The sequence below is a fragment of the Corynebacterium sp. HMSC22B11 genome, assembly GCF_001815965.1.
GTDB lineage: Bacteria > Actinomycetota > Actinomycetes > Mycobacteriales > Mycobacteriaceae > Corynebacterium.
In genome coordinates this window covers 17,357-42,037 of sequence record NZ_KV823484.1, presented here as the reverse complement: position 1 = coordinate 42,037, position 24,681 = coordinate 17,357, and the positions used below count along the sequence as shown (strand labels likewise).

Sequence of the window (24,681 nt, the reverse complement as noted above, 5' to 3'; positions counted from 1 at the left end):
CCTAGTGAATCTTTCATCCTAACGGACGAGCCGCCTAACTCTAGTTGAACTGGCCCTGCGAGTAGGCCTTCGCCGCAACACGGCGGGCGATCTTGTTTGCGCTGGAGCGCGGGATGTTTCCGGCGTCCACGATGCGGATATCCGCCGGCTTCAGGCCGTGGATCTTGGACACGGCCGCGCGGATGTCGTTGGCCGCAATGCCATCCTCCACGGGGGAGGCCTCCGGAGTGCGCTCCGCGAGGATGACCAGCCCCTCGACGTCCTGGCCCAGCTCGGTGCCCGATACCGCGAAGGCTGCGATTGCGCCGTGGCTGACGTGAGACGTCGCCGCGGCGGCCGTCTCCTCGATGTCCTGCGGGTAGTGGTTGCGGCCCGCGACGATGACGAGGTCCTTCAGGCGGCCGGTGATGAAGACCTGATCGTCAACGATGACGCCGAGGTCGCCGGTGCGCATCCAGTTATCCTCCGGCGCGTTACCCGCCCGGGAGTTCTCGGGCAGGCGGTGGTCCGCGGGGAGGTGGTTGCGGAAGGTGTAGGTGGTCTCTTCCTCGCGGTTGAGGTAGCCGGCGGCGGTGTTCTCACCGTTAGTCCACAGCTCACCGACCTGGCCGTCCGCGAGCTCCTTGCCGGTCTCCGGGTCCACGATGCAGAGGCTCTGCCAGGGGCAGACCTGACCGACGGAGGTCAGCGGCATGGCTGCCTCATCACCCTCCGGCAGCGCCACCGCGGTGCCGCCCGCGAGCTGCTCGCGGTCGAACCACTGGGTCCACGGCCGCTTTCCGGTCTGTGGGGTGGTAACCAGCAGGGAGGCCTCGGCCAGTCCGTAGGACGGACGCATCGTCTCACGGCGCAGCTGGTAGTTGGCGAAGAGGTCGAGGAAGCGCTCCACGGAGGCGTGGGTGACCGGCTCGGAGCCGTTGACCAGGCCGTCGACGCGGGAGAGATCCAGTCCCGCGAGCAGCTCCGCGTTCGCCTCGTCGGCGGGGTTGGCGTAGCGGGTCGCCAGCTCGAGGGCGAAGTTCGGGACGACGGTGTAGATGTTCTCCTCGTCGTCGCGCTTGTCGAGCTGCTTGATCCAGCGGGCTGGGTTCTGCAGGAAGTCCCGGGGGCTCATGAGGTCGAACGGGATGCCCAAGATGGAGGCAAAAGCCGCGAGGATCAGGCCCATGTCGTGGTGCAGTGGCAGCCAGCTGACGATGCGCACCGGCGGCTGCAGCTTCACGGCGATGAAGATCTGCAGCACGTTGGTGACGATGGACTTGTGCGTCAGGACCACGCCCGCTGGGGTGCGGGTGGAGCCGGAGGTGTACTGCAGGAACGCCTCGTCGGAGCTCTTCGGCGCGAGCTCCGGGTGCTTGGCCAGCAGCTCGGCCGGGTTCTGCCACTGCTCAGCGAGGCTGTCCGGCAGGGCGTCGGCGACAAGCACGCGCGGGCGCTCCGGGGCCGGGCGGTCGGCGAAGAACTCGCGGACCGCGGTGGCGGAGCGCTTGTTGGTCATGACGGCCACCGGGGTGGAGGAATCCAGCACCGCGGTGAGGTGGTCCGCGTGGCCCGGCTCGGTCGGGTCGTAGAGCGGCACCGGCACCAGGCCGGCGTACATGATGCCGAGGAAGCTGTAGACGTACTCGGGCGAGTTATTGGCGAGGATGGCCACGCGGTCGCCGCGCTTGGTGACCTGCTGCAGGCGCACGCACACGGCCTTGATGCGGGTGTTGATCTCCTCGCGGGTGTACTCGCGGAGCACGCCCTCGGCGGAGTCGTTGTAGTCCCAGTAGCGGTACAGGACCTTGTCGGCTTCTCCCTGCGCCTTAGCGGCGCCGAAGAGCATCTCGTTCATCCCGGAGAGCGTCAGTGCATCGGGCACGGCGATATTGCCGTTCTCGTCAAAGAACTGCCCCATGGCTGCATTGATATCCATCGGTGGACCACCTAGTCCCTTCTCTAGAGTCACGAATAGCTGTTTTGTACCCTAAACTATTTAGGTGTGCGATGCACCACTTGAGGGTTCGTGTCTGAAGTTTTTTAGATGGGCTGCGCCACAAGGTCGCGCACCCAGTTAGTGATCCACTCTGGCGCGGTCATTCCGTCGACGACGTCGCGGTTGGTGTCGTAATGGGCATGGATACCGTTGGATCCCACCAGCTCCTTGGCCCGGGACACTGCGTTGCCGATCGTCGGTGGCGCGTCGCAGACCGTATCCCCGGCAGCACAGAAGTTCTTCACGCGGTCATTGAGCTCGCCGAAGCCATCCGGGCGCCCGCCGCGCATCGTCGCCCCCGGCACGATGGGCTGCACGAGCGCGTTCACCGCGTGCAGCGCAACCTCAGCGCCGATGCCAGTGTTTTCCTTATTACCCACCAGTTCGCCGTGCTGTGGCTCCTGTCGACCATCCGCGATCAGCGCGACACCGGCGATCAGGGAGGGATCCACCGGCCCGCGGTGGTTGCCGATATTCGACGCCAGGTCGCCGGCAATGACCGCGCCCTGGCTGAACCCGACGAGGATGAACTTCGTGGCCGGGCACTTCTCGTGCGTCGCCTGAATCTCCCCGACGGCGCGCCCCAGGCCCTGCTTGCGGGAGTCGTCGTAGCTCATCTCGTGCTGTGCGTTGAAGTTCCGGAACTGCGCGGTATAGGGCACCGTGTGGATCTTCACGCGCTCCGGGTCGGTCTGCTCCTGCAGCGGTTGGGTGACGTGCAGCAGCAGGGAGCGGGGATTGGCAGTCGGATGTACCGGGTCGTCGTCCGCCTTGGACTCCCAGGTACCGGGCAGGGCGACGACCTCGTAGTCCACACACCCCGGCGGGTTCGGGCTCGCCTCGCGGCCCGGCTTCCCAGAGCCCTCGTGGGAGCCGGGTCCGCCGAAGCCACCCTTCCCATCGGTACCCAGCCAGGAGCCGATGCCGGCGATGATGAGCACCAGGAGCACCACCAGGCCGATGATCGTCACGGTTTTGCCGATTGGCTTGCGCATTATTCTTCTTTCCTCCCGGCCGCGCTTAGCGGCAGAGGTTTTCATCCGCGGCGGTGCGCAGATCCTTCATCATGGATTCGAACTTCTGGGTGAGGGCGTCGTCCCCCTTGGGTGGGTCGACGAGCCCCTGGGCGAGCATCTGACCGGCCGCGACCCCGATCAGCGGGGTATCCGATTCGCGGCAGTGATGGTAGCCGGCAGCGATGATCTGCGACTCGACTGCATTGCGGCTCGCCTCGTCCACCTTGTCGAAGTGCACGCCGGACTTCTCCAGAGCCGCCAGGAAGCTCTCCTCCTCCTCGCTGCGGTCGTCGCCCTCGGGGACGTCCTCCACTTCCTCGACGGCGCCGTCCTGCGCACCCTTGCCGGTCGCACCGTGGTCGCCGGAGGACGCGTCCTCATCCTTGGAGTCGTCCTTGTCCTTGCTCTTATCGTCGCCCTTGTCCGGCTTCGCGGACGCGGAGACGCTCGGCACGGCGGTGTTATCGGCCTGCTCCGAGTTGTCGACGGTGCTGCCCGTGCCACATGCGCTGGCCGCGCCGAGGAGGGTCAGGCTCGCCAGGATGGCCAGCGGCCGCCGCATCGTTGGGAGGCTGGTCTTTCGCACAGTGCGCTTCCTTTCCATTGGCGCCGGAATTCGGCGGGTCAGCCATATTACGACCCCGCCGGGGCTGGGGCTAGTAGCCAGGCGCGGTGAACGGATTGACTAGTTAAAACGATACCGGGCACCGGGGAGAGCGCTGGCGCACGCGCCGCCCCTCCCGGTGCCCGGTCTGCCGGGGTTCATTATCCCGGCCCCGCCCTATGGGCGAGTGTTACTTCTTGACGATCCTGCCGTTAACGTGCTGGATCTCGCCATTCTGGAAGCGCACGACCTCGCCGCCCGCTGGGATCGCGGTCTGGTCAGCGATCGGCAGGCCGTACTTGCCCTGCTCGTGCTTCTCCTCGCCCCAGGCGTCGAAGATCGCGCCCTTGTAGATGATGTGGGCGCCGGTCTTCGGGGACCAGTAGATGTAGCCGCCGGTGAACTCGGAGAACTTGCCCTTCTTGTTCGGCAGGTCCATCTCTCCGGTAACCGGGAAGCCCAGCTTGGACTCCGGACCCTTGGCAGCCATGTACTTCTTGGCGATCTCGCCCTGGACGTACTGGGTCTTGCCGTCCTTGTCGCGGGTGATGACGCCGTTCTGGAAGCGCTGCACCCAGCCGTCCCCGACCTTCTCGGCGTTCGCCACTGGGTAGCCGAGCGGGCCGTTCTCGTAGCCCTTCTCGCCCCAGGTGCGCATGATGTCCTTCTTCACCGCATAGGCGCCGGTCTCGTGGGTCCAGTAGATGTTGCCGTGTTCGAACTCAACGAAGCGGCCGCGGCCGTTGGAGATCTCGTGTTCTTCGCTCTTCGGGTAGCCGAGCCAGGAGTGGGTTGCGCCCATTTCCACGTAGCGGGCACCGATGCGGCCCCACAGGAAGTGGGCGCCGGTGTCCGGGTGCCAGTAAGCGCGGCCGGAGCGGTAGTCCTGGACCTTGCCGCCGCGGGCGGCGTCGTATTCGCCGGAGACGCAGGCGCCGACCTGGGCGCCGATCTGCGGGTTAGCCTTCAGCGCATCGCCGATCGCACCGCCAGCAGCGCACTGGGCGCCACGGTCATCCTCGGAGAGGGAGAGTGCATTAGCGATCTGTGGCCACGCCTGGGTCATCTCGAACTGCCAGTACGGCCAGTTGTGGATGCCGGAGTTGCGGAAGTGGGCTGTAACCTTCACGCCCTTCTTCTTGGCCTCCTTGAGGAAGGTCTGGGTGGTCAGGCGGGACATGACCTCCAGGCCGATACCGGCCGGGCTGTTCTCCCCCGGGTTGCCCGGTGTGCCGTTACCGGCGGAGACATACACGGACATGTCCTTCAGCAGGCCAACACCCAGCTTCGGGTCGTGCTCGTACCAGTCCTTGGAGCCGAACGGACCCCACATCTTCTGCGCGTCGTAGCCGCCGCCGTCCTGCGTGGCGTAGGCGATGCCCTGCGGCATGCCCGGGGAGGTGGTGTCCAGGTAGCCGGAGAAGGAACCGACGAACTTCCACATCTTCGGGAAGCGCTGCGCGAGGTTCATCGCCGCGGTGCCACCCATGGACAGGCCGACGATCGCGCGGTCCTCGGTGCTGCGCCAGCCCTCGCGCAGGACAGCCGGGAGCTCGTTGACGAGGAAGCTCTCCCACTTGTAGTGCTTGCCCTTGTCCGGCTGCTGCCAGTCGGTGTAGAAGGAGGACTCGCCGCCGACCGGGAGGACGACGTTGACGTTCTTGTCCGCGTAGAAGTTCGCGATATTCGTGGACAGGGTCCAGCCGGACTCATCCTCGCGGGCGCGCAGGCCGTCGAGGGCCCAGACGGTCGGGAACTTCTGGTTCGGCTTGGAGTACCAATCGCGGGCCAGCAGGATCTGGACCTTCACCGGCTTGCCCGGCATGGCGGCAGAGTTGATGTAGACATTCGCCCAGCGGTCGGTGATCCACTCGACCTTGTCCACGGACACGCCCTCCGGCAGGCCCGGGAGGTTCTGCTCGGTCACGCGCACCGGCTCGCGTGCCGGAACGTTGTCGGGCTCAAGGTAGCCAGTGCCGGAGCCAGGGCCGCTGGAGCCAGCCAGGCTACCGGCAGGGCTCTGCGCGTTGGCAGCTGGCATCAGCGGCAGGGCGAGAGCCGCGGCCAGCGGCAGGGCAAGCGTCGCCTTCCCCAGACGGGACGGGCGGGGGAGTTTCGCAGCAATGCGCATGTGTTTTCTTCCTTGTGTCCTTATGAACGTCAATAAAACAGCCGAGATCCAGGCTGGTAGCTCCCGGTCGAAGCGGGTTCCCCTCCCGCTTCGGCCTGGGTTTCTCGCCAGCCTCAATAGCCACAAAGCCTAAAGCTTCACTTAAGGCTTAAGCTTACTGTTTCGTTAGGGCTTGTAAAGCACACTCGACGGCAACTCGCAGAAAAGTTTCCGAGACGCAAAGAAAGGGGCGCTTCCTCGATGGAGAGGAAGCGCCCCTTTTCTATAGAGCCAGGGTGTTCAACCATTCACGGGAGAACACGATCCCATCAGGCTCGAACCGGACTAAGCACCCAGTGCGCGCAGGATGTGCGGGCGAGCCTTGCTGAGCTCGGCGCCCCAGTTATTCCAGTTGTGAACACCGACAGGGCTGTAGCTGACGACCGGGTTAATGCCAGCGCCGCGCGCAGCCAGCTCAAACTTTCCGGTCGAGGTGCGGGAGAAGAACTCCAGCATGACCGCGCTAGCTCCGACAACAGGGTTGTTCACGAAGTCGATATCCGGCGTCGGGCCACCAAGGGAAGCCGAGAGGTACATCGGCATCCCCTGCAGACGGCCGACATTCAGGGTCGGGTCGTTACGGAAGCGACCCGGGCTCGCCGGCGGACCCCACATGTTTTCAACGCGAGCACCCGGACCGGAAGAATCCTTCATCGAGTAGTCCATCGCGAAGTACATGCCCGGGAAGGTCGGGTTCAGGTAACCAGACATGGAGGTCACCTGCTTGAACTGGTTGCGGTGCCACGCGGCAAGATTCATCGCGGCCATCGCACCCATAGACAGGCCAACCACGGAGTTATTGGTGCGGGAGACGCCAAACTCGCGGGCCAGGTAATTCGGCAGCTCACGGGTCAGGAAGGTCTCCCAGCGCGGCTTACGCGGGCCATTGTTGCCACCCCAGTGGCCTTGCCAGTCGGTGTAGAACTGACCCTTGCCACCGACCGGCATAGCCAGGGTGACGTTGTCGTTGACGAACTTGCGCGGAGCATGCCCCAGCTCCACCCAGTCGCTGTAGTGCTCTGGAGCACGCAGACCGTCCAGGAAGTAGACACCGGCACTGCCGCCACGGGAGGCAGCCTGGATCTGGACCTTGATCTTCTGGCCCATCGACGGCGAACTGACCCAGCAGTCCTGCACGTAGTACTTGTACGGGGACCAGGTGCAGCCCGGGCGCAGCACGCCACGGGTATCGGCCGATGCCTGCGGAGCAACGACGGTCGCCATGCCGAGCGCAGTAGCGATGGCCACCAGCACTGCTGTGAGGCGCTTGCCCATAACCATGGAGCTCATTTTAAGGTTCATGAAAAATCCCTCAACGACGAATAGTTAACGGCATGACGTTATCAAATCTTTATCTGAAACGCCATGCCGTTCGTATGAAAACTTTTGCTTTGAAAACTCTCTTGGATACTAGAGGGCCGGGACCACGTAAACCGCGATGCCGATCGTCACCAGCCAGGCCAGCGCCAACACCTGCAGAGCGCGGTCGTTGAGCGCGATTTCATCCGGCGCCCCGCCGTCGCCGCGGTCCACATCAGCCGCGTAGCGCAGGATCGCCACCGTGAATGGAACCATCGAGATCTGGTACCACACCGCGGCCGCACCGCTGACCTGCTGGGAGAGATCAAAGCCCCAGAGCGCGTAGCTCAGCACCACGGCTGTTGCGGCCAGCGTCCACACGAAACGCAGGTAGGTCGGGGTGTAGCTTTCCAGAGACTTGCGGATCTTCGCTCCCGAACGCAGGGAGAGCTTCAGCTCCGCGTAGCGCTTACCAGCCGCCATGAACAGGGAACCGAAGGCCGCGACCAGCAGGAACCACTGGGACAGGATCACCCCGGCCGCCACGCCACCGGCCATCGCGCGCAGCATGAAGCCGGAGCTGACCAGGGCGATATCGATCACCGGCTGGTGCTTCCAGCCGAAGCAGTAACCCAGCTGCAGCGCGATGTACACGGCCACGACGATGGCCAGCCCAGGCCCGGAGCTAGCCAGGAAGGACCCGCCCACCGCGAGGGCGATGAGCACCACCGACATGATGTAGGCCAGCGAGACCGGCAGCACACCAGCAGCGATCGGCCGGAAGCGCTTCGTCGGGTGCTGGCGGTCGGCCTCGACGTCGCGGGCGTCGTTGATGAGGTAGATGGAGGACGCGGCGAGGCAGAAGGCCACGAAGGCGATGAGGATGTCCAGCAGCACGCGGCCCTGGAAGATGACGTCCCCACCGGCCGCGACGGGCGCGGCGACGACCAGGACGTTCTTCACCCACTGCTTCGGACGCAGCGCCTTGATCATCCCGTCGAGCAGGTTCTTCGGTGGCTGCAGCTTCTCCGCCTCCACCGAGGTGCTCGTCTTCGACGCGTCATATTCCGTGCCCTCGTAGCGGCGCGCCGTCGCATCCGCCGACTCAATGCCGGAGGTGTGGGGCTCGCCGCCGAAGAAGGATTCTGGATCCCGATTGCTCACTGTTACGCGTCACTCCCTGTGGAAAACAAGTGTCTTTTCAACCCGCTAGGCACCGCGGCCGCTCAGCCGCTGCTTCAAGCGGGGGACGATCGTCTTCTGAACCGCCTTGCTGGTCGTCAACCCGATAAGCGTACCGACGATCACGTCGCTCGGGTAGTGCACGCCCAAGACTAGGCGGGAAAAGCCCATCGCGGGAACGCCCGCTAGGGGCGCCTTCTTCCCGGTCAGGTCCGCCATGCTCACCAGCGCCGCGGTGGAGCTGGTGGCGTGCGAGGAGGGGAAACTCAGCTTGGACGGGGTGCCCACGCCGATGCGAATCGCCGGGTCGTGCGGGCGGGGTCGGCGCACGATGCGCTTGATGATCACGCTCGCAGCGTGCGCGATGAAGGCGGAGACACCCACGCCCAGCCACTCGGCCCGGCGCGGCTTATCCGCCGTGGCACCCGCTGCGGAGACTGCGAACCAGCCGAGTGCGTGCTCCCCGAAGTGGCTCATACCGCGCGAGATGCGCTGCACCGAGGCCAAGCTGGAGCCGCTCCCCGGCTCGCCGATCGCGTTCTGGATCGCGACCAGCGCGCGGGTCTCACCGAACGGATCCCCCACGACGCGACCGGCGGTCTGAGAATCCTGCGTGACCATTAGGCACGCTCCTTCTTCGGCGCCAGATCGGAGTCCTGGCCGGCCTTGGCCAGCTCGGAGTCCGGCTCGAAGATCTGCGCCCAGCCCTCGAGGCTCGTCAGGTACGGGTGCGCCTCGCGGTAGCGGGTGCGCAGCTCATCGAAGCGCTCCGCGACCTGCTTCTGCAGGCGCATGGACTCGCGGGCCAGTTCCAGCATTTTGGCGCGGTCGCGCTTGCGGTAGACCACTCCCCGACCGTCGGCGGTGGTCACGGTCGCCCCGTCCACACGGGAGAGGCTGAACCACCGGGCCTCGATCGGCGGCAGGCTGACCTGCGGCACCTCGTGGTGGCGCTCGTCCGCCGGCTTAGCGTTGTTGATCACAGCCTGAGCCAGCGTCTTGACCTTTGCCGGGATGCTCAGCGGGATGCGGGTGAGGTTGCGCGGCCCGCCGGATGGGTGAGGCAGCTCGGAAGCCGACGGGATCACCACGGCATCCGGGTAGCTCTTGCGCAGCGCGTTGATGCGCGGCAGGGAGGTGTCCAGGATGCTGAACAGCTGCTCCGGGCCGGCCAGGAAGTCCTTCATCGCCTCATTCTGGATGGCGACGGTGGAGTACTCCAGGCACAGCAGGTGCTTGGCGGTGGCCTTCGCCATCGAGGTAATGATGCCGCGCGGGCTGCCCTCGTGCTGGATGGCGGCGACGATGAGGCGGTTGCGCAGGTGGAAGTAGGCCTGCCAGTCGATGGCGTCGTCCTTATCGGACCAGGCCATGTGCCAGATCGCGATGCCTGGCCAGGAGGCGGTCGGGAAGCCGGCGTCCTTGGCACGCAGGCCGAACTCGCCGTCGTCCCACTTGATGAACAGTGGGAGCGGCTGGCCGATCGTGTCCGCGACGACGCGCGGGATCATGCACATCCACCAGCCGTTGTAGTCGACGTCGATGCGGCGGTGCAGGTCCCGGGAGTCGATCTCCTCGCCGGAGGCGTTCTTGCCGTAGGAGCCGCGGTCGCGCAGCGGGTGCTTGTAGAAGTCGTGGTCGTAGTGGGTGTGGGGTGCGGCGGTCCACATGAAGGAGCCGCGGTCGATGACCTCACCCATGGTGTGCAGGTGGCTGCGCTCCTGCAGGTTCAGCATCTGGCCGCCGATCAGCATCGGGGAACGCGCGTAGCGGGCAGCCGCCAGGGAACGCAGGACGGAGTCCGGCTCGATCTGGATGTCGTCGTCCATGTAGAGGATGAACGGGCTGGTGGTGCCGCGCTCGGCGTGGCGGGCCTCGTACATGATGCGGGAGTAGCCGCCGGAGCCACCGAGGTTGCCCTGCTGCACGATGCGCAGCTTCTCACCGAAGTGCTCGCTGACGGCCTGGAAACCGGGCTCGTCGGCCGGGTGCTTATCACCCTGATCTGGCATGATGACCGCGTCGATGACCTTGCCGACCTCCGGGTCGGAGGCCAACGCCTCGAGGGCGGCGACCGCATCGGCCGGGCGGTTGAACGTCGGGATGCCGATGGTGACGCGTGGCTCGGCGGCGGGCAGCTTGTCACCCGGGTTCAGGTGGGTTTCGGCTGCGGTGTCGGCGTCGCGCACGACGGCCGGGGACTGCAGGATCTGCCCCTCGGCGGGCTTGGTGGCGTACCAGCCGGCGGAGTGGACGGTGGTCTCGGACTCGCAGGTCAGGTCGAACCAGATCCAGCCGCCGTCCTCGAAGGGGGCCAGGGAGACGGTGAACTCCGCGGTGCCGCGCCCCTTCTCGTCGACGTCGACGTCCGCGCCGGTCACGGCGATGCGGGAACCGTCGATCTTGGAGCGGTAGATGTCCACGCGGGCCTCGCCGGTCAGCTCGATGCGCAGCTGAACCTCGTCCAGCTGGGACCAACGGCGCCAGTAGGAGGCGGGGAAGGCGTTGAAGTATGTCTCGAAGGAGATCTCCGCGCCGGCCGGGATGCGGCACTCGGTGCGGGACAGCGCGGTGACGCGGCCGGTGGTCGTGGACTCGTTCTCCACGATGTAGAGGCTGCGGACGTCGCGCGGCTCGCCCCGCTTCGGCAGGATGATGCGGGCGAGGCGAGTATCGTCAAAGTTTTTGCTGGAGTGTCCAGTCATATGAGCAGGTCAAACCTTCAGATCAGACAATAGTGATGGGTAATCGCCCCTATTATCCCCCACGACCCGCCCCTGATGGCAGTACGCCACGGCCCGCACCGGCTTTCTCGCTGTGGAGATCCGGTGCGGGCCGTGGCGTATGTGCGCGGGCTCGCGCGTTGTGTGAGCCGCTTGGGGCCGTGCCTTGCGGGCGAGCCCCAGCGAGCTATCGGTGATGCCTTAGATGTGGCGGGAGAGGATGCGCGCCACGCCCTCGTTACCAACCTTGGTGAGGTGGGTGGTCATGTTGTAGGGCGTCGAGGTGTTGTCGACCAGGCCGGAGACGTAGCGCTGGTTCGCTGGCGCGCAGGTGCCGTTGGCGCGGGTCGGGCCTTCCATGTCGATCCAGCCCACGCCGGTGGCCTTCGCGGCTTCACGCTGCCAGTGCTGGGCGGCGTCCTGGGCCATGCGCACCGGCGGGATGGTCAGCGCGACGCGCTGCAGGGCGTGGGTCTGGATCCAGCAGCCGGTGCCGTACTTATCGACGATGTGCGGGTAGCCCACGAAGGCGACCTTGGCGTTCGGGGCGGCGCGCTTGATGCGCTCGACCTGCGGGCGCACGCCGGCGACGAAGTTGCGGGTCTGGACGTTGATGTGGCCCGGGGCCTTGATGTTGTCCAGGATGCCGATGTTCATAAACACCGCGCGGGTGGAGCGGTTGAGATTGCCGTGGGCGATGGCCTGGTCGACCTGGCGCTTGAGGTTGTTATCCCCGTTGGATGGGGCGTAGGCGACCGCGCCGTTGCAGGCGTAGTCCTCGACCTTCACGCCGGTCTGGCGCTGCAGGCTCGCGGCGACGCGGACCTGGCCGCGCTTGCAGCGCCCCTCCGCCGGGGCGTTGCCGGTGACCTTGCCCGGGCCCTGCCAGAACTCCGCCATCTGGGATGGGAAGGTGCCGGTGCCGTTGGACCACATGGAGTCGCCGAAGAGGACGACGTTGCGCGGCGCGGCGTCGGCGGCTGGGGCCGTTGCGGTGACTGCGCTGCCGGCCATCACGACTGCGGCGAGCCCCGCGAGCATTTTCGACATCTTCTTCTTCAGCATCTACCCATCCCTTGGTTTTGCGTTGGAAACTCTATTGTTCTGCACTTCTCGCAGCTTCGTGCCGCTTCGCGGTTTTTCATTGTCGTACATCTGGCGCGTAGATCCAATTGCCAGCCAACTCCTAGCTGAGACACAGCGATGGCACGGCGGGTCACTGCCGTCACTTTGGCACCATCCTCGCCGACGCCCCCACCCCTTCGAAATCGCCACTGACCTGCCCCTTTCCCCATCTTGGCAACGCCTTGTTTTCATGTTGGCAACACTGTGTTGCTAAGTTAGCTTCCAGCGGCTTTTTCGCTTAATTTCTTCGCGGTTTACCGCCGCGCACTAGTTTCCAAATACGCAGAAGGTTTTCCCATGTTCCTAGCCTGGCGCGAAATGCTGTTCGCGCGGACCCGATTCCTACTGATGGGCGTCGTCCTCGGGCTGATGTCCCTGCTCGTCGTCATCATCTCCGGCCTCACCGCCGGCCTCGTCAACGACGGCGTCTCCGGCCTCAAGGCCTTGGACGCGGACGTCATCGCCTTCGAACGCGGCACCCAAACGGACTCCGCGTTCACCCGCTCCATCGTCGACGTCGACGACGCCGAAAAGATGGCCGAGATCGACGGCGTCACCGACACCTCCCCACTCGGGCTGACCATCGCCAACGCCCACAACCAAGACGGCACCGCCGTGGACCTGACCCTGCTCGGCGTACGTCCCGACTCCTTCATCGCCCCACCCGGCCTGCCCGCGATGAGCCCGGCCACCGACCGCGGTGACCAGACCAGCACCCCGCACGAGGTCATCCTCTCCGCCACCCTGGCGGAGGAGGGCATCGAGGTCGGGGACACGATCACCATCGACCGGCTGGACACCCCGCTCAAGGTCACCGGCTTCGCCGACGGGCAGCGCACCTTCGGCCACGTGGACGTCGCCTACCTGCCGCTGGACGTGTGGCAAGAGATCCACGCGGGCGCTCGCCACGGCGAGACAGTGAAACCGGAAGCCTACGAGGAGGCCTCCGTCGTCGTCGCGAAGACCGCGGACAAGGCAGACACCGCAGTGCTGTCGCAGGCCGCCGGACTGGACGTCCACACCCTCAAGGAGAGCTTCGACTCCTCCCCCGGCTACACGGCGGAGATGATGACGTTGACGATGATCAAGTGGTTCCTCTTCGTCATCGCAGCACTGGTCACCGGCGCGTTCTTCCTGGTCTGGACGATCCAGCGGGCGGGCAATATCGCCACGCTGCGCGCCATGGGTGCGACCAAGGGCTTCCTGCTGCGCGACAGCCTGGGCCAGGCCGTGAGCATCCTCGCGCTGTCCATCATTGCCGGCGCGCTGATCGCCGTCGGGCTGGGCAGCCTGCTGGAGCGCACCGCCATGCCTTATGCCACCGAGTTCGGCTCCGTCATCGGCGGCAGCCTGATCCTGTTTTTCGCGGGCCTGATCGGCGCGGTCGTTGCCGTCTACCGCGTCACCCGCACCAATCCGCTCGCAGCCCTAGGAGAGAACCGATGAGCCACGCACTGAACCTCAGCGACATCACCATCCATTACAGCGACGGTGATTCCCAGGTCACCGCGCTCGACCACGTGAACCTTGCCGTGTCACCGGGCGAGTTCGTGGCCATCGTCGGGCCTTCGGGGTCCGGTAAGTCCACGCTGCTCGCCGTGGCAGGCGCGCTGACCAGCCCGGATTCTGGCCGCGTGGAGGTCGCGGGCCAGGACATCACCGGCCTCGACGATGCAGGCCTGGCGAAGGTCCGCCGCGAAAATATCGGTTTCGTCTTCCAGTCCTCCGGCAGCCTGCCCTCCGCCCTGACCGCGGAGGAGCAGCTGGAGCTGGCCGCGCGCGTGATCGGCACGCGAGGCCGCTACTCCAATGCTGAACTGCTGGAGAAGGTTGGGATGACCCGACGCGCCCAGCACCGCCCGGGCAGCCTCTCCGGCGGTGAACGCCAGCGGGTGGGTATCGCCCGGGCGCTGGTCGGAAACCCGCAGGTGCTGCTGGTCGATGAGCCGACCGCGGCCCTGGACCGCAGCCGCTCCCAGGAGATCGTGGAGCTGCTCGCCCGCGAGTGCCACGAGTTCAACGTGGCCGGCGTGATGGTCACCCATGATTACGAGGTCCTTGGCCACTGCGACAAGGTCTACGAGATGGTGGACGGTCGCCTGACTGTGTCCGACTAGGTCCGACGTAGACTCGGGAGTATGCCCAAGATTACGGAGGAGACGGTCGCCGAGCACCGCGCGGTCCAGCACCGCGCGGTGCTGGAAGCCGCCGAAAGGCTGATCGTGGAGCACCGCGGCAAGGTCCCCACCCTCGCGGAGGTCGCCGCTGAGGTCGGGCTAGCCCGCCCTAGCGTGTACCGCTACGTCTCCTCCCAGCACGATCTTCTGGTCCAGCTGTTGATCCAGTCCACCCAGGAGTGGAACGCGGAGCTGGAGGCCAAGATCGCGGACGCTCCCCCAGAGGCGCACCAGCGGATTCGCGCTTATGTGGACGCCACACTGGATCTCTTCGCCCACGGCGCCCACGGCCCGCTGGTGGCCGCGGCGCAGAGCTTCCCGGCGGCCTTCGCCGATGAAGAGGTGCAGCGCTCGCACGCCGGTTTCCAGACCATCGTCGCGGACTTCTGCCCCGGTGTAGCTCCGGTGGACATTGCTCTGCTGAATGCGGCGATCGGGCGGGCGGCCGAGATGGTCGATAACCCGGAGGCCTTCGACCACGCACGTCAGACGCTGTACGCGATGGCCGCGGCGCTGGTTTAGCGCCACGATCCACCCCCGGCGCGGCTGCGATCCTTGGTCGGACTGCGGCAAGCGTTCTCGACTCCTGGGAACCACACCAGGTGATGAGAGCGCCAGCGAAGGCGATCAGCATGCTACCCCGCCAACTCTCCTGCAGAATCGAACACGCTGATGGGCCCCTGGTCAACCTCGTCTTCGCAGGAAAGTAGGCTCCCAGATATGACTCCCACCCCAATCAAGGAATTCCAGGACACCCTCTGGAAGGCAGCTGACAAGCTGCGCGGCTCCATGGATGCCTCTCAGTACAAGGACATCGTTCTCGGCCTAGTGTTCCTCAAATATGTGACCGATGCTTTCGACGCTCGCCGTCTCGAACTCCTGGCGGAGCTGGAGGAGGAAGGCACCACCGCGGAGGAGATCGCGGAGGAGCTGGAGGACCGCGACGCCTACCTGGAGAAGAACGTTTTCTGGGTCGCTAAGGAGGCCCGCTGGGACTACCTGCAGCGCCATTCCAAGGGCAAGACGGATGACGCCGGCGGTGAGTTCAAGTCCATCGGCAAGCTGATCGACGAGGCCGCGGAGGCCTTGATGGCCGATAACCTCTCCCTGGAGGGCACGCTGCCGCACAATTACAACAGCGATAGCGTGGACCAGCGCCGCCTGGGCGAGCTGGTGGACTTGTTCAGCACCACTCGCTTCACCGCGGAAGGCCCAGAGCGGGCACGTGACCTGCTGGGTGAGGTGTACGAATACTTCCTCGCGCGCTTCGCTTCGGCGGAGGGTAAGCGCGGCGGCGAGTTCTACACCCCGCGCTCGGTGGTGCGCACGCTGGTGGAGATTCTCGAGCCGACCGAGGGCCGTGTTTACGACCCGTGCTGTGGTTCTGGTGGCATGTTCGTCCAGGCGGAGAAGTTCCTGGACGCCCACGATAAGGACCCGTCTGCGATTGCTATCTATGGCCAGGAGCTCAACGAGCGCACGTGGCGCTTGGCGCGGATGAACCTCGCTATTCACGCGTTGAATTCGAAGGGCCTGGGCGAGCGCTGGGGCGATACTTTCGCCCGGGACATCCACCCCGGCGTGGAGATGGATTACGTGCTGGCCAACCCGCCGTTCAATATCAAGGACTGGGTGCGCAACACCGATGACAAGCGGTGGAGCTACGGCGTGCCGCCTGCGAAGAACGCGAACTTCGGGTGGATGCAGCACATCATCTCCAAGCTCAGCTCCCAGGGCGAGGCTGGTGTGGTGATGGCGAATGGCACCATGACCTCGAATACTTCCGGCGAGGGTGAGATCCGCAAGAACATGCTTGAGGACGACATCGTCTCCTGCGTGATCACGCTGCCTGCCCAGCTGTTCCGGGGCACGCAGATCCCGGTGTGCGTCTGGTTCTTCGCTAAGGACAAGGGTGCTGGTTCCAAGGGCTCCGTGGATCGTCGTGGCGAGTTCCTGCTGATCGACGCCCGCGAGCTCGGACACATGGTCGACCGCACCGAGCGCACCTTCTCGGACGAGGACATCCAGAAAATCGCGAACACCTTCCGCACCTGGCGTGGTCGCTCGTCCGCTGAGGGCGAGTACGAGGACGTCCCTGGCTACTGCAAGTCCGTTTCGCTGGACGAGATCCGCGAGGCTGACTACGCGCTCACGCCGGGCCGCTATGTCGGTTTCGTGGAGGAGGAAGAGGACGGCGAGCCGATCGACGAGAAGATCGCACGCCTCACCGCGGAGCTCACCGCGGCCCTGGATGAGTCCGCGCGCCTCGACGCCGTGGTCCGCGAGCAGCTGGGGAGATTAGAGAATTGCTAGCAATGCCAATCGGGGAAGCTTTTGAAATCAATCCAAAAGTTTCAATCAAACGAGGCACAGAAGTCCCCTTCATTTCTATGGACCGCCTCGAACCGGGCCGTCGAGATGTCAACGCAGTAGAGACCCGCACGTATTCCAGTGGCTCGAAATTCAAGCCGGGCGATACGCTTATGGCGCGAATCACCCCGTGCCTAGAAAACGGGAAAATCGCTCGCTACCTACCCAAGGGTGAGCCCATGCCAGCCGCTGGCTCGACCGAATTCATGGTGCTGCGGGGTCACCCTGGGATAACTAAGACCGAGTTCGCGTACTACTTCGCGATTGATCCCGCGATTCATGATCTAGCGGTCTCCCTTATGACTGGAACATCTGGACGCCAGCGCGTGGATGTCAGAGCGTTCGCCGAAACTGAGGTCCGAATCCCCAATCTTGAGACTCAGCGTGCGATCTCCTCGATCCTCGGTTCCCTCGACGACAAGATCGCCGCGAACCAGACCGCTGTGAGCACTGGTACAGAATTGCTTATGTCGCTGTACCGCAGAGTACAAAAGCACTCTGCAGAGCCTTTCGGCCGGGTCTGCGATGTTTTCGGAGGCTCCACACCTTCGACCAAGGTTGGCGAGTATTGGGGCGGCAACATCAACTGGGCCACTCCAACAGATCTCACGGCCCTCCGAGGCCCGTGGCTTAGCGAAACCGAACGTAAGATCACCGAAGCAGGGCTAGAGTCCATGTCTTCTACTCTTCACCCGCCCGGATCTATTCTCATGACGTCAAGAGCGACGATTGGACATGTTGCAGTTGCTGCTACCCCGGTAACCACCAACCAAGGTTTCATCGTTATTCGAGCTAGCGAGAAACTGACCCCCTGGATTTTTTGCCAACTGCAGGATCGAGTCCGTGAATTCGAAGCCTGGTCGAACGGCGCTACGTTCCTCGAGATCTCGCGTGGAAACTTCAAAAAACTGCCGTTTTACCGCGCTGAACCTCAGGATCTCGCTGAATTCAATGAAAAAGCCAAGCCTCTTCTTGATATGAGTAAGGCAAAGCAGGCAGAAAACATCGCCCTCGCTAAAACCCGCGATGAGCTGCTTCCCTTGCTCATGAGTGGGAAGATCACGGTGAGGGAAGCAAGCCAAGAAGCAGCGGCTGCCGGGGCACCGACCCCGAGTGAGGAGGACGAGGTATAACCATGGCGTACAGCGAGGCGATGCTCGAAGTTGACGCGCTCGAGCTACTCGGCGAGCTCGACTGGAACCCGACCGAGGGTAAAGAACTCGCCCCCGGCAGCGGGGAGAGGGAGAACTGGAGCGACATCGTGCTCCGAGGTCGCCTCCTCAACGCCCTGCGCAACCTCAACCCTGGGGTTCCGGACGAGTACCTCCGCCAGGCGATGGCAGAGGTCCTCACCCCGCAATCCCAAAGCGCGATCGCGGAGAATCACCGTCTCCACGAAATCCTCGTGGAGGGCTACCGCGGCATCGAATACACCGATGCCGAAGGCAAGCGCCAGAACCCCACCATCACGTTCTTCTCCCGCGACCCGAACAAGAACTCCTACATCGCGGCGAACCAGATCACCATCCGGAACCTGGACAAAGAACGCCGCTTCGACGTGGTGCTCTACGTCAACGGCATGCCCCTGGCCATCATGGAGCTGAAACAATCCGGGTCCACCGCAACGGCGGAAGACGGCTACAACCAGCTGCGCACCTACGTCGAAGAATTCCCGATGGCCTTCCGCTTCGCCACCGTCGTCGTCACCTCCGATGGCCTCGAAGCGATCTACGGCACCCCTTTCACCCCGCGGGAGCATATGAGCAGCTGGCGTGTCGACGACGACGGCGAACCCTACGCACAGGGACCACTCGTCGTCGTGGGCGGCGAACAGATGACCGAGTTCGACATGCTCATGTGGGGGCTGTTCAACATCGAACGCTTCGGCCAGATCTTCATCGACTTCACCGCATTTGACGAGTTCGACGGCGGGCTGCGCATGCGCGTAGCTAAACCGCACCAATACTTCGCAGTCTCCAAGGCCGCGGGCAGGACCATTCAGGCCGCCCGCAGCGACAAGAAGGCGGGCGTGGTGTGGCACACCACCGGGTCCGGCAAGTCCATGGAAATGGAGATGTACACCGCGAAGATCATGCGCGACGCGCGGCTGGACTCCCCCACCGTGGTCGTCCTGAACGACCGCAACGAGCTGGATAAACAGCTCCACGACACCTTCGCCGCCTCCACCCTCCTGCCCGAACCCCCGACCCACATTTCGAGCCGGGAGGACCTGCGCGAACAGCTCAGCCAGCGCCAATCCGGCGGGATCTACTTCGCCACCCTGCAGAAATTCGGCCTGCAGGGCACCAAGGACGACCGCGAGCTGGAGCACCCGGTACTTTCGGAGCGCGACAACATCATCGTGATCTCCGACGAGGCTCACCGCTCCCACTACGGCTTCGGCGACACGAACGCCGAAGGCTACGCGCACCACCTCCGCACCGCCCTGCCCAACGCCACGATGATCGCCTTCACCGGCACCCCGATCGACGAGTGGGACCGCAACACCCGCGAGGTCTTCGGTGGGGAGATCGATGTTTACGACATGAACCGCGCGGTGGCCGACGGTGCGGTGGTACCCGTGTACTTCGAGCCGCGGCTCATCCCGCTGGAGCGTATCCAGGGGATCACCGACGAGGACATCGACGACGCGGCAGCAGAGATCCTCGCCGACTTCGAGGACGAAGACCGGGAGAAGGCGCAGCGCTCCGTCGCCGTGCTAAACACCGTGTACGGCTCCGATCAGCGCCTCAGCACCCTTGCCCAGGACTTCATCCGCCACTGGGAGGACCGCCGTGAAAACATGCGGCAGTTCATCGGCGGGCCAGGTAAGGCCATGATCGTGGTGCAGACCCGCGACATCGCAGCCAACCTGTACGAGAAAATCATCGAACTGCGCCCCGACTGGCACAGTGAGGATGACCTCGCCGGCAAGGTCAAGGTGATTTACTCCGGTGCAGCTTCCGACCCCGCGCACCTGCAGAAACACATCCGCAACCAAGCCCGGATGGATGCAATCAAGGACCGCATGAAGGGCGCAGACGACGGTCTAGAGATCGCCATCGTGCAGGGAATGATGCTCACCGGTTTCGACGCTCCCCCGCTGCACACCCTCTACCTCGACCGGCCACTGAAGAGCGCTCTGCTCATGCAGACGCTGGCCCGCGTGAACCGCAAGTTCCGACACAAGGAAAGCGGGCTGCTGGTGGCCTACGCCCCGCTCATCGACAACCTGCAGGAGGCCATCGCCGAATTCACCAAGAGCGCCCCCGATGAGGACGAGAAGGTGATCGGCCAGAACATCGAGGAAGCCCTCGGCATCGTCCGCGGCTTCCTAGGCAAGCTCCACACCCTCGTGGGCGAAGACTGGCGCGAGCTGGAAGCCAACGGCGAGCAACGCAAGGCCCGCCTGCAAGTCCTGGCCAAGCTCCGCGACCCACAGACCGCCGATGAGGAGGGCCGCTACCCACTCGCCAAGCAGTTCACCGAGAATGCCGGCAAGCTCGCACGGGCATGGGCGCTGGCCTCCGGTAGTCCTGACGCTGCCCAGTACCGCGAGGACGTCCGCTTCTACTCCGACGCGCGCAACCAGCTGGTAAAGATGGACGCCGCCGACCGCCGGGCCAACGGCGAGCCACTGAGCGACGAGGTCCTCACGCTGCTCAGCCAGCTCGTCGTCGACTCAAGTGCCTCGTCCACCGTCATCGACGTCTATGAGGAAATCGGCCGCGACCTGCCGAACCTGCAGGACCTGAACATCGATGCCTTGAAAGTCAAGGACAAGACCGCCTCAGAGACCGCGCTGCTAATCGACGCGCTGCGGCGCTCCCTCCTCCAAGAATCCCGGGTAGCCACCGGCAACAACGAGGTCCGGGCGAAGCAATTCTCCGAGCGCATCCGCGAACTGATGAACCGCTACACCAACCAGCAGCTCACCTCCGCCGAAGTCATCGCCGAGCTCATCGAGCTATCGAAGGAGATCGTTGCGGAAAGCAAACGCGGGGAATCCTTCAACCCTGCGCTCAGCAACGATGAGCTAGCGTTCTACGACGTCATCGCGGATAACGGTTCCACCAATGGAGTCCTGGAGGACGACGTGCTGGCCCAGATCGCACGCGACCTCGTCGATACTCTCCGCCGAGACGCGAAGACCGACTGGACCGTGCGCGATGATGTACGCGCCAAGCTGCGCCGATCGATTAAAACCCTGCTGCGCAAGCACAAGTATCCGGCGGAGAAGCGCAGCGATGCCGTGGTTCTCGTTCTGGAGCAGATGGAGCGCTTTGCGCCTCGCTGGTCGGAGGCGGCGTAAGCAAAGCTCTTGCTCGCACATCGTAAAGTAGACCAAACACAGCGGGAAAATCCGATCATGCGCCGACGTGTCCCGAAAAAGCGCCCGGAGTCTCGCCAACGAAAATAAAAACACAAAAGCCCTTAAACCCAGTTAGGCCAAACCAGAAAGCCGGTTATTCCGAAATAATCGACGAGCGAAATGAAACTGGCCTGCTCTCAAAGCACGGCATGGTTCCCTAGTGTCGACTTCAACCAAAGCGCAAATACGGTGAACTCCATAAGTTGTAGAGAGCTAGCTTTGGACCGAAAACAAGTTCGCAAATAACCAGCCTAACTTTCCGAAGACTGGTTAAACACCTCTTTCATCACAAAAGTCAACGATTCGCTACGGTTTCGACGGGCGCCTAAATCAGAGGAATTTCGAATACCACTCTCGTATTTTTCAACGACCCCTGAAGCCGTCTCCAGATCCACCCCGATAGTTTGTGTAAATGCTTCTAATTCGGAGATTTCATCGTCACCTCGCTTTTTCTCATTTACAGCTTTTTGAAAATGGTCTAAGGCCCTAGTCATTAGATTTAGCTGACCGTTGTGATCCAAATCTTCCAGCTCCTTTAGATGCTCATAAGAAACAATCAGGAGTGTGTACATGTCTACGATGTTTGACCACCGTGTACGACCCGCCCAGCGCACTGTCTTTTCAATCAGACATAGCAAGCCTGAAAACCTATCGGCCGAGACAGAATAACTCTCGAAATCAGCCGACAAAGTATCGTATCGCTCGTCAAAACCTTTTTTCTTATTAGAGATTCCAAATATCGACGACCCAAAAACATCAGCATAGAACTCTATATCGCCCCCGCGCATTTGTCGCGTAACGCTAAACAAGCCAGCGGTTTGATTTAAAGAATGGCTGGCGCAGTCGCGGAGGAATTCCATAAACGGGCCTGGCAATAGCGCGTTCCGAATCTCTTGCCCGGTTAATGTCATGTTGACGCGATTCACTCGCGCGAATATTTCCCGAATTGACTCCTCCTTCAGGTTTAAGAGCTTTCGCACCGGAAACGTGTACTGAAAGAAAGCAGTTCGAGTTTCCTCGGGCAGGTCTTGGAAGAATTTACCGTGAAATTCAACCGTTCGCTCGTCGCTTAGTGAATCCAAGCTGTACTCATTCGATAGATATTCAATTAGAGCGCTCAACCTCTGCTGGCCATCAACCACAGAAACTGTTTGATTGCCCATGGCATCGGTTGCATACTCCAGGTAAATTTCAGGAATCGGATACCCGAGTAGGATTGATTCCATAAGTGAGTCTTTGGCCTCTTGCGGCCAGACAACCTTGCGCTGGTAGTCCGGCTGAAGCACTAGCTCATCCCGGTTGTGCATCCCCCAGAAGTCTGCAACCGTCTTAGATTCGATACTAAAAGCGTCCATATTAAGCCTCACTGTCAAGTCGAGTAATTGCTTTCTTAACTGCTCTTAATTGATAAGAACGTAGAAATTCCGAGCTACGGTAGAGCCTAAAATTAATATCAGCGCTTTTTAATTTGGGCCCCAAAACACTTACTAACTCATCTCTAGCTTTAGACCATTGTTGCCCGTAGCTCATTCTTGTAAGAATAGAATCAAGTGGAATAAATCCATATAAAATAGATCGTAAGATGTAAATCTCACGATAGTGATCTTCATCTAACTCTTGTCCGATAAGCTTTCGGTTGAGCCTGTCGTAGAACCTCAGCTCTCGAAGATCCGCTAATGAGCGTTGAAAAAGATCGTCGGAGAAAACCGCAACATCAATATCCGACCCTTGTTCGATTTTAAATTCACGGAAATCTTTACTCGGATTCAACGAGTATCCAAGTTTACTACTCCCAACAATCTTGATGTCGTCTGGAGAAAGTGTCGTATCCGAGCCCTCCGGGCTTAATGCCGTAGCAGCACAGTGACGAAACTCTGTATAAGTTGCACTTTCTTCTATAGCGGAGCAGTTACCGTCGAATAAGTATTCTGTAATGAATTTGTCAGCATCCCGACCCACAGATTCGATTTGGTGCCGAAATATCTCTTTTTTCGATGAAGGCTCACACAAACTTTTAGGCCCCATTATCCAAAGCGGTTACCGCAACAGCGAAGCAACTCAAGTGATACACCATCATTTTCCCAACCCAGCTCACTATTGTCTTTCCTTTCAGGAAACTTGGCCTTAGATTACAGTACGAGCGGTGCACGCAGTCTCCGACTTTCGCCGGGAGGCTAACGTAGCTGAGCGTCCCAGTTGATTGGTAATTTCATAACACCTTGCCTATTGACGTCTTCTAAGAAATCCCGCTAGGAAGCCTGTGCCCAAAAAGCTTTTTCAAAGGCAGTATGATGCTATATTGCCCTTCCTATGAAGAAGCCCTGCGCATGGCACCGCTGAGAAGCAGGTTACTAGTGCCCGCGCGGCTGACTCAGCGACTGACCCGACTCGAAGAAGGGCTGCAGCTGGTTGTCGTACATGGACAGCGCGGAACCGATCGCCATGTGCATGTCCAGGTACTGGTAGGTGCCCAGGCGGCCGCCGAAAAGCACCTTGTTGTTCTCGGACTCCGCGGCCGCGAGCTTGCGGTAGGCCTCCAGCTTCTCGCGGTCCTCCGGGGTGTTGATCGGGTAGTACGGCTCGTCGTTGTCCTCCGCGAAGCGGGAGTACTCCTTGACGATGACCGTCTTGTCCTTCGGGTACTTGTCCTCGCGCTCCGGGTGGAAGTGACGGAACTCGTGGATGCGGGTGTACGGGACGTCCGCGTCGTTGTAGTTCATCACCGGGGTGCCCTGGAAGTCGCCGGTGTCCAGCACCTCCTGCTCGAAGTCGAGGGTGCGCCAGCCCAGGTGGCCCTCCGCGTAGTCGAAGTAGCGGTCCAGCGGGCCGGTGTAGACCACCGGTGCCTCCGGGGACTCGGCGCGCAGCTCGTCGCGAACCTCGAACCAGTCGGTGTTGAGGCGTACCTCGATGTTCTCGTGGTCAGCCATGTTCTCCAGCCACTTGGCGTAGCCCTCGACCGGCAGGCCCTCGTAGGTGTCGTTGAAGTAGCGGTTGTTGAAGGTGTAGCGCACCGGCAGGCGGGAAATGTTGGACGCCGGCAGTTCCTTCGGGTCGGTCTGCCACTGCTTGGCGGTGTAGTCGCGGACGAAGGCCTCGTAGAGCGGGCGCCCGATCAGCGCGATGCCCTTCTCCTCGAGGTTCTTGGCATCCCGTGGGTCCAGGCCGTCGGTCTGGTCCTTGATCAGCTGGCGGGCCTCGTCCGGGCTGTAGTACCTGCCGAAGAACTGGTTGATCAGGCCCAGGCCCATCGGGAACTGGTAGGCGGTGCCCTTGTGCATCGCGAAGACGCGGTGCTGGTAGTCGGTGAAGTCCGTGAACTGGTTGACGTAGTCCCACACCCGCTTGTTGGAGGTGTGGAAGAGGTGGGCGCCGTACTTGTGGACTTCGATGCCCGTGGTGGGCTCGGCCTCCGAGTAGGCGTTGCCACCCAGGTGGTCGCGGCGTTCGACGATCAGGACGCGCGCGTCGTGCTGCGAGGCGGCGCGCTCGGCGACGGTCAGGCCGAAGAAGCCGGAGCCGACAACAATGAGGTCATATTTCCCGTTTGTGCTCATGTGCCCCAGGGTACTGGGTGGGCCGGGAAAACTAGTTGAGCAAAACCCGTAGCAGCGCCATTTGATACTCTTTGATATATCGCTGACATATCAGGAGGTATCAAAATG

The 24,681-nt window shown here is 62.7% G+C and carries 18 protein-coding genes; 6 read left to right on the top strand and 12 right to left on the bottom strand.

What is annotated here, in order from left to right:
- Window positions 1–40 precede the first annotated feature (40 nt).
- The 9 genes from HMPREF3088_RS03810 to HMPREF3088_RS03770 all read right to left on the bottom strand — a co-directional run bounded on the left by HMPREF3088_RS03810 (window position 41) and on the right by HMPREF3088_RS03770 (window position 12,037).
- Window positions 41–1,918, bottom strand: a complete 1,878-nt coding sequence (locus tag HMPREF3088_RS03810; protein WP_070758510.1) for a FadD32-like long-chain-fatty-acid--AMP ligase — start codon at window positions 1,916–1,918, stop codon at window positions 41–43.
- 104 nt (window positions 1,919–2,022) lie between these two features.
- The gene (locus HMPREF3088_RS03805; protein WP_070758509.1) at window positions 2,023–2,973 is read right to left on the bottom strand and encodes a cutinase family protein; all 951 of its coding nucleotides are present in this window, start codon (window positions 2,971–2,973) and stop codon (window positions 2,023–2,025) included.
- 25 nt (window positions 2,974–2,998) lie between these two features.
- The gene (locus HMPREF3088_RS03800; RefSeq protein WP_070758508.1) at window positions 2,999–3,580 is read right to left on the bottom strand and encodes a hypothetical protein; all 582 of its coding nucleotides are present in this window, start codon (window positions 3,578–3,580) and stop codon (window positions 2,999–3,001) included.
- 208 nt (window positions 3,581–3,788) lie between these two features.
- The gene (locus tag HMPREF3088_RS03795) at window positions 3,789–5,729 is read right to left on the bottom strand and encodes an alpha/beta hydrolase-fold protein (protein WP_070758507.1); all 1,941 of its coding nucleotides are present in this window, start codon (window positions 5,727–5,729) and stop codon (window positions 3,789–3,791) included.
- Between the two features lie 324 nt (window positions 5,730–6,053).
- Window positions 6,054–7,070 carry an alpha/beta hydrolase gene (locus HMPREF3088_RS03790; RefSeq protein ID WP_070758506.1) on the bottom strand — a complete coding sequence of 339 codons (1,017 nt, stop codon included), beginning with the start codon at window positions 7,068–7,070 and terminating at the stop codon, window positions 6,054–6,056.
- Between the two features lie 108 nt (window positions 7,071–7,178).
- A complete protein-coding gene (locus HMPREF3088_RS03785) occupies window positions 7,179–8,231 on the bottom strand; it encodes a decaprenyl-phosphate phosphoribosyltransferase (protein WP_070758505.1) in 1,053 nt (350 codons plus the stop codon).
- A gap of 45 nt (window positions 8,232–8,276) precedes the next feature.
- Window positions 8,277–8,870 (bottom strand): phosphatase PAP2 family protein, encoded by a 594-nt coding sequence (locus HMPREF3088_RS03780; protein WP_070758504.1) that lies wholly within the window; start codon window positions 8,868–8,870, stop codon window positions 8,277–8,279.
- On the bottom strand, window positions 8,870–10,954 hold the full coding sequence (locus HMPREF3088_RS03775; protein ID WP_070758503.1) for a glycosyltransferase: 2,085 nt from the start codon (window positions 10,952–10,954) through the stop codon (window positions 8,870–8,872). Before HMPREF3088_RS03775 ends, HMPREF3088_RS03780 begins: the two co-directional genes overlap by 1 nt.
- Window positions 10,955–11,173: 219 nt before the next feature.
- A complete protein-coding gene (locus HMPREF3088_RS03770; RefSeq protein WP_070758502.1) occupies window positions 11,174–12,037 on the bottom strand; it encodes a GDSL-type esterase/lipase family protein in 864 nt (287 codons plus the stop codon).
- A 357-nt stretch (window positions 12,038–12,394) separates the two neighbouring features.
- On the opposite strand from HMPREF3088_RS03770, the gene HMPREF3088_RS03765 reads away from it, so the two are divergent.
- The 6 genes from HMPREF3088_RS03765 to HMPREF3088_RS03740 all read left to right on the top strand — a co-directional run bounded on the left by HMPREF3088_RS03765 (window position 12,395) and on the right by HMPREF3088_RS03740 (window position 20,956).
- Window positions 12,395–13,543, top strand: a complete 1,149-nt coding sequence (locus HMPREF3088_RS03765; RefSeq protein ID WP_070758501.1) for an ABC transporter permease — start codon at window positions 12,395–12,397, stop codon at window positions 13,541–13,543.
- A complete protein-coding gene (locus HMPREF3088_RS03760; protein ID WP_070758500.1) occupies window positions 13,540–14,214 on the top strand; it encodes an ABC transporter ATP-binding protein in 675 nt (224 codons plus the stop codon). The genes HMPREF3088_RS03765 and HMPREF3088_RS03760 overlap by 4 nt, the downstream gene beginning before the upstream one ends.
- Before the next feature lie 21 nt (window positions 14,215–14,235).
- Window positions 14,236–14,796: a TetR/AcrR family transcriptional regulator gene (locus HMPREF3088_RS03755; RefSeq protein ID WP_070758499.1), complete on the top strand. Its 561-nt coding sequence runs from the start codon at window positions 14,236–14,238 to the stop codon at window positions 14,794–14,796.
- Window positions 14,797–14,994: 198 nt separating this feature from the next.
- Window positions 14,995–16,587, top strand: coding sequence for a class I SAM-dependent DNA methyltransferase (locus tag HMPREF3088_RS03750; RefSeq protein WP_070758498.1), 1,593 nt, complete (start codon window positions 14,995–14,997; stop codon window positions 16,585–16,587).
- 2 nt (window positions 16,588–16,589) lie between these two features.
- Window positions 16,590–17,777, top strand: a complete 1,188-nt coding sequence (locus tag HMPREF3088_RS03745; RefSeq protein ID WP_083317317.1) for a restriction endonuclease subunit S — start codon at window positions 16,590–16,592, stop codon at window positions 17,775–17,777.
- Window positions 17,778–17,779: 2 nt separating this feature from the next.
- Window positions 17,780–20,956, top strand: coding sequence for a type I restriction endonuclease subunit R (locus HMPREF3088_RS03740; protein ID WP_070758496.1), 3,177 nt, complete (start codon window positions 17,780–17,782; stop codon window positions 20,954–20,956).
- 311 nt (window positions 20,957–21,267) lie between these two features.
- Here the strand turns inward: HMPREF3088_RS03740 and HMPREF3088_RS03735 are convergent, their stop codons facing one another.
- The 3 genes from HMPREF3088_RS03735 to glf all read right to left on the bottom strand — a co-directional run bounded on the left by HMPREF3088_RS03735 (window position 21,268) and on the right by glf (window position 24,573).
- Window positions 21,268–22,371 carry a DUF262 domain-containing protein gene (locus tag HMPREF3088_RS03735; RefSeq protein ID WP_070758495.1) on the bottom strand — a complete coding sequence of 368 codons (1,104 nt, stop codon included), beginning with the start codon at window positions 22,369–22,371 and terminating at the stop codon, window positions 21,268–21,270.
- 1 nt (window position 22,372) lies between these two features.
- Entirely contained in the window at window positions 22,373–22,975 is a 603-nt protein-coding gene (locus HMPREF3088_RS10350; protein ID WP_141759427.1) for a hypothetical protein, read from the bottom strand.
- Between the two features lie 392 nt (window positions 22,976–23,367).
- Window positions 23,368–24,573 carry a UDP-galactopyranose mutase gene (gene glf / locus HMPREF3088_RS03730; RefSeq protein WP_070758494.1) on the bottom strand — a complete coding sequence of 402 codons (1,206 nt, stop codon included), beginning with the start codon at window positions 24,571–24,573 and terminating at the stop codon, window positions 23,368–23,370.
- Window positions 24,574–24,681 lie beyond the last annotated feature (108 nt).

Bases quoted from the DNA above. Each gene is read 5' to 3' on its own strand.
- HMPREF3088_RS03740 (WP_070758496.1), top strand. From the start codon at position 17,780: ATGGCGTACAGCGAGGCGATGCTCGAAGTTGACGCGCTCGAGCTACTC.
- HMPREF3088_RS03770 (WP_070758502.1), bottom strand. From the start codon at position 12,037: ATGCTGAAGAAGAAGATGTCGAAAATGCTCGCGGGGCTCGCCGCAGTC.
- HMPREF3088_RS03795 (WP_070758507.1), bottom strand. From the start codon at position 5,729: ATGCGCATTGCTGCGAAACTCCCCCGCCCGTCCCGTCTGGGGAAGGCG.
- HMPREF3088_RS03810 (WP_070758510.1), bottom strand. From the start codon at position 1,918: ATGGATATCAATGCAGCCATGGGGCAGTTCTTTGACGAGAACGGCAAT.
- HMPREF3088_RS03760 (WP_070758500.1), top strand. From the start codon at position 13,540: ATGAGCCACGCACTGAACCTCAGCGACATCACCATCCATTACAGCGAC.
- HMPREF3088_RS03775 (WP_070758503.1), bottom strand. From the start codon at position 10,954: ATGACTGGACACTCCAGCAAAAACTTTGACGATACTCGCCTCGCCCGC.
- HMPREF3088_RS03745 (WP_083317317.1), top strand. From the start codon at position 16,590: ATGCCAATCGGGGAAGCTTTTGAAATCAATCCAAAAGTTTCAATCAAA.
- HMPREF3088_RS03765 (WP_070758501.1), top strand. From the start codon at position 12,395: ATGTTCCTAGCCTGGCGCGAAATGCTGTTCGCGCGGACCCGATTCCTA.
- HMPREF3088_RS03805 (WP_070758509.1), bottom strand. From the start codon at position 2,973: ATGCGCAAGCCAATCGGCAAAACCGTGACGATCATCGGCCTGGTGGTG.
- HMPREF3088_RS03755 (WP_070758499.1), top strand. From the start codon at position 14,236: ATGCCCAAGATTACGGAGGAGACGGTCGCCGAGCACCGCGCGGTCCAG.
- HMPREF3088_RS03750 (WP_070758498.1), top strand. From the start codon at position 14,995: ATGACTCCCACCCCAATCAAGGAATTCCAGGACACCCTCTGGAAGGCA.
- HMPREF3088_RS03735 (WP_070758495.1), bottom strand. From the start codon at position 22,371: ATGGACGCTTTTAGTATCGAATCTAAGACGGTTGCAGACTTCTGGGGG.
- HMPREF3088_RS03790 (WP_070758506.1), bottom strand. From the start codon at position 7,070: ATGAACCTTAAAATGAGCTCCATGGTTATGGGCAAGCGCCTCACAGCA.
- glf (WP_070758494.1), bottom strand. From the start codon at position 24,573: ATGAGCACAAACGGGAAATATGACCTCATTGTTGTCGGCTCCGGCTTC.
- HMPREF3088_RS03780 (WP_070758504.1), bottom strand. From the start codon at position 8,870: ATGGTCACGCAGGATTCTCAGACCGCCGGTCGCGTCGTGGGGGATCCG.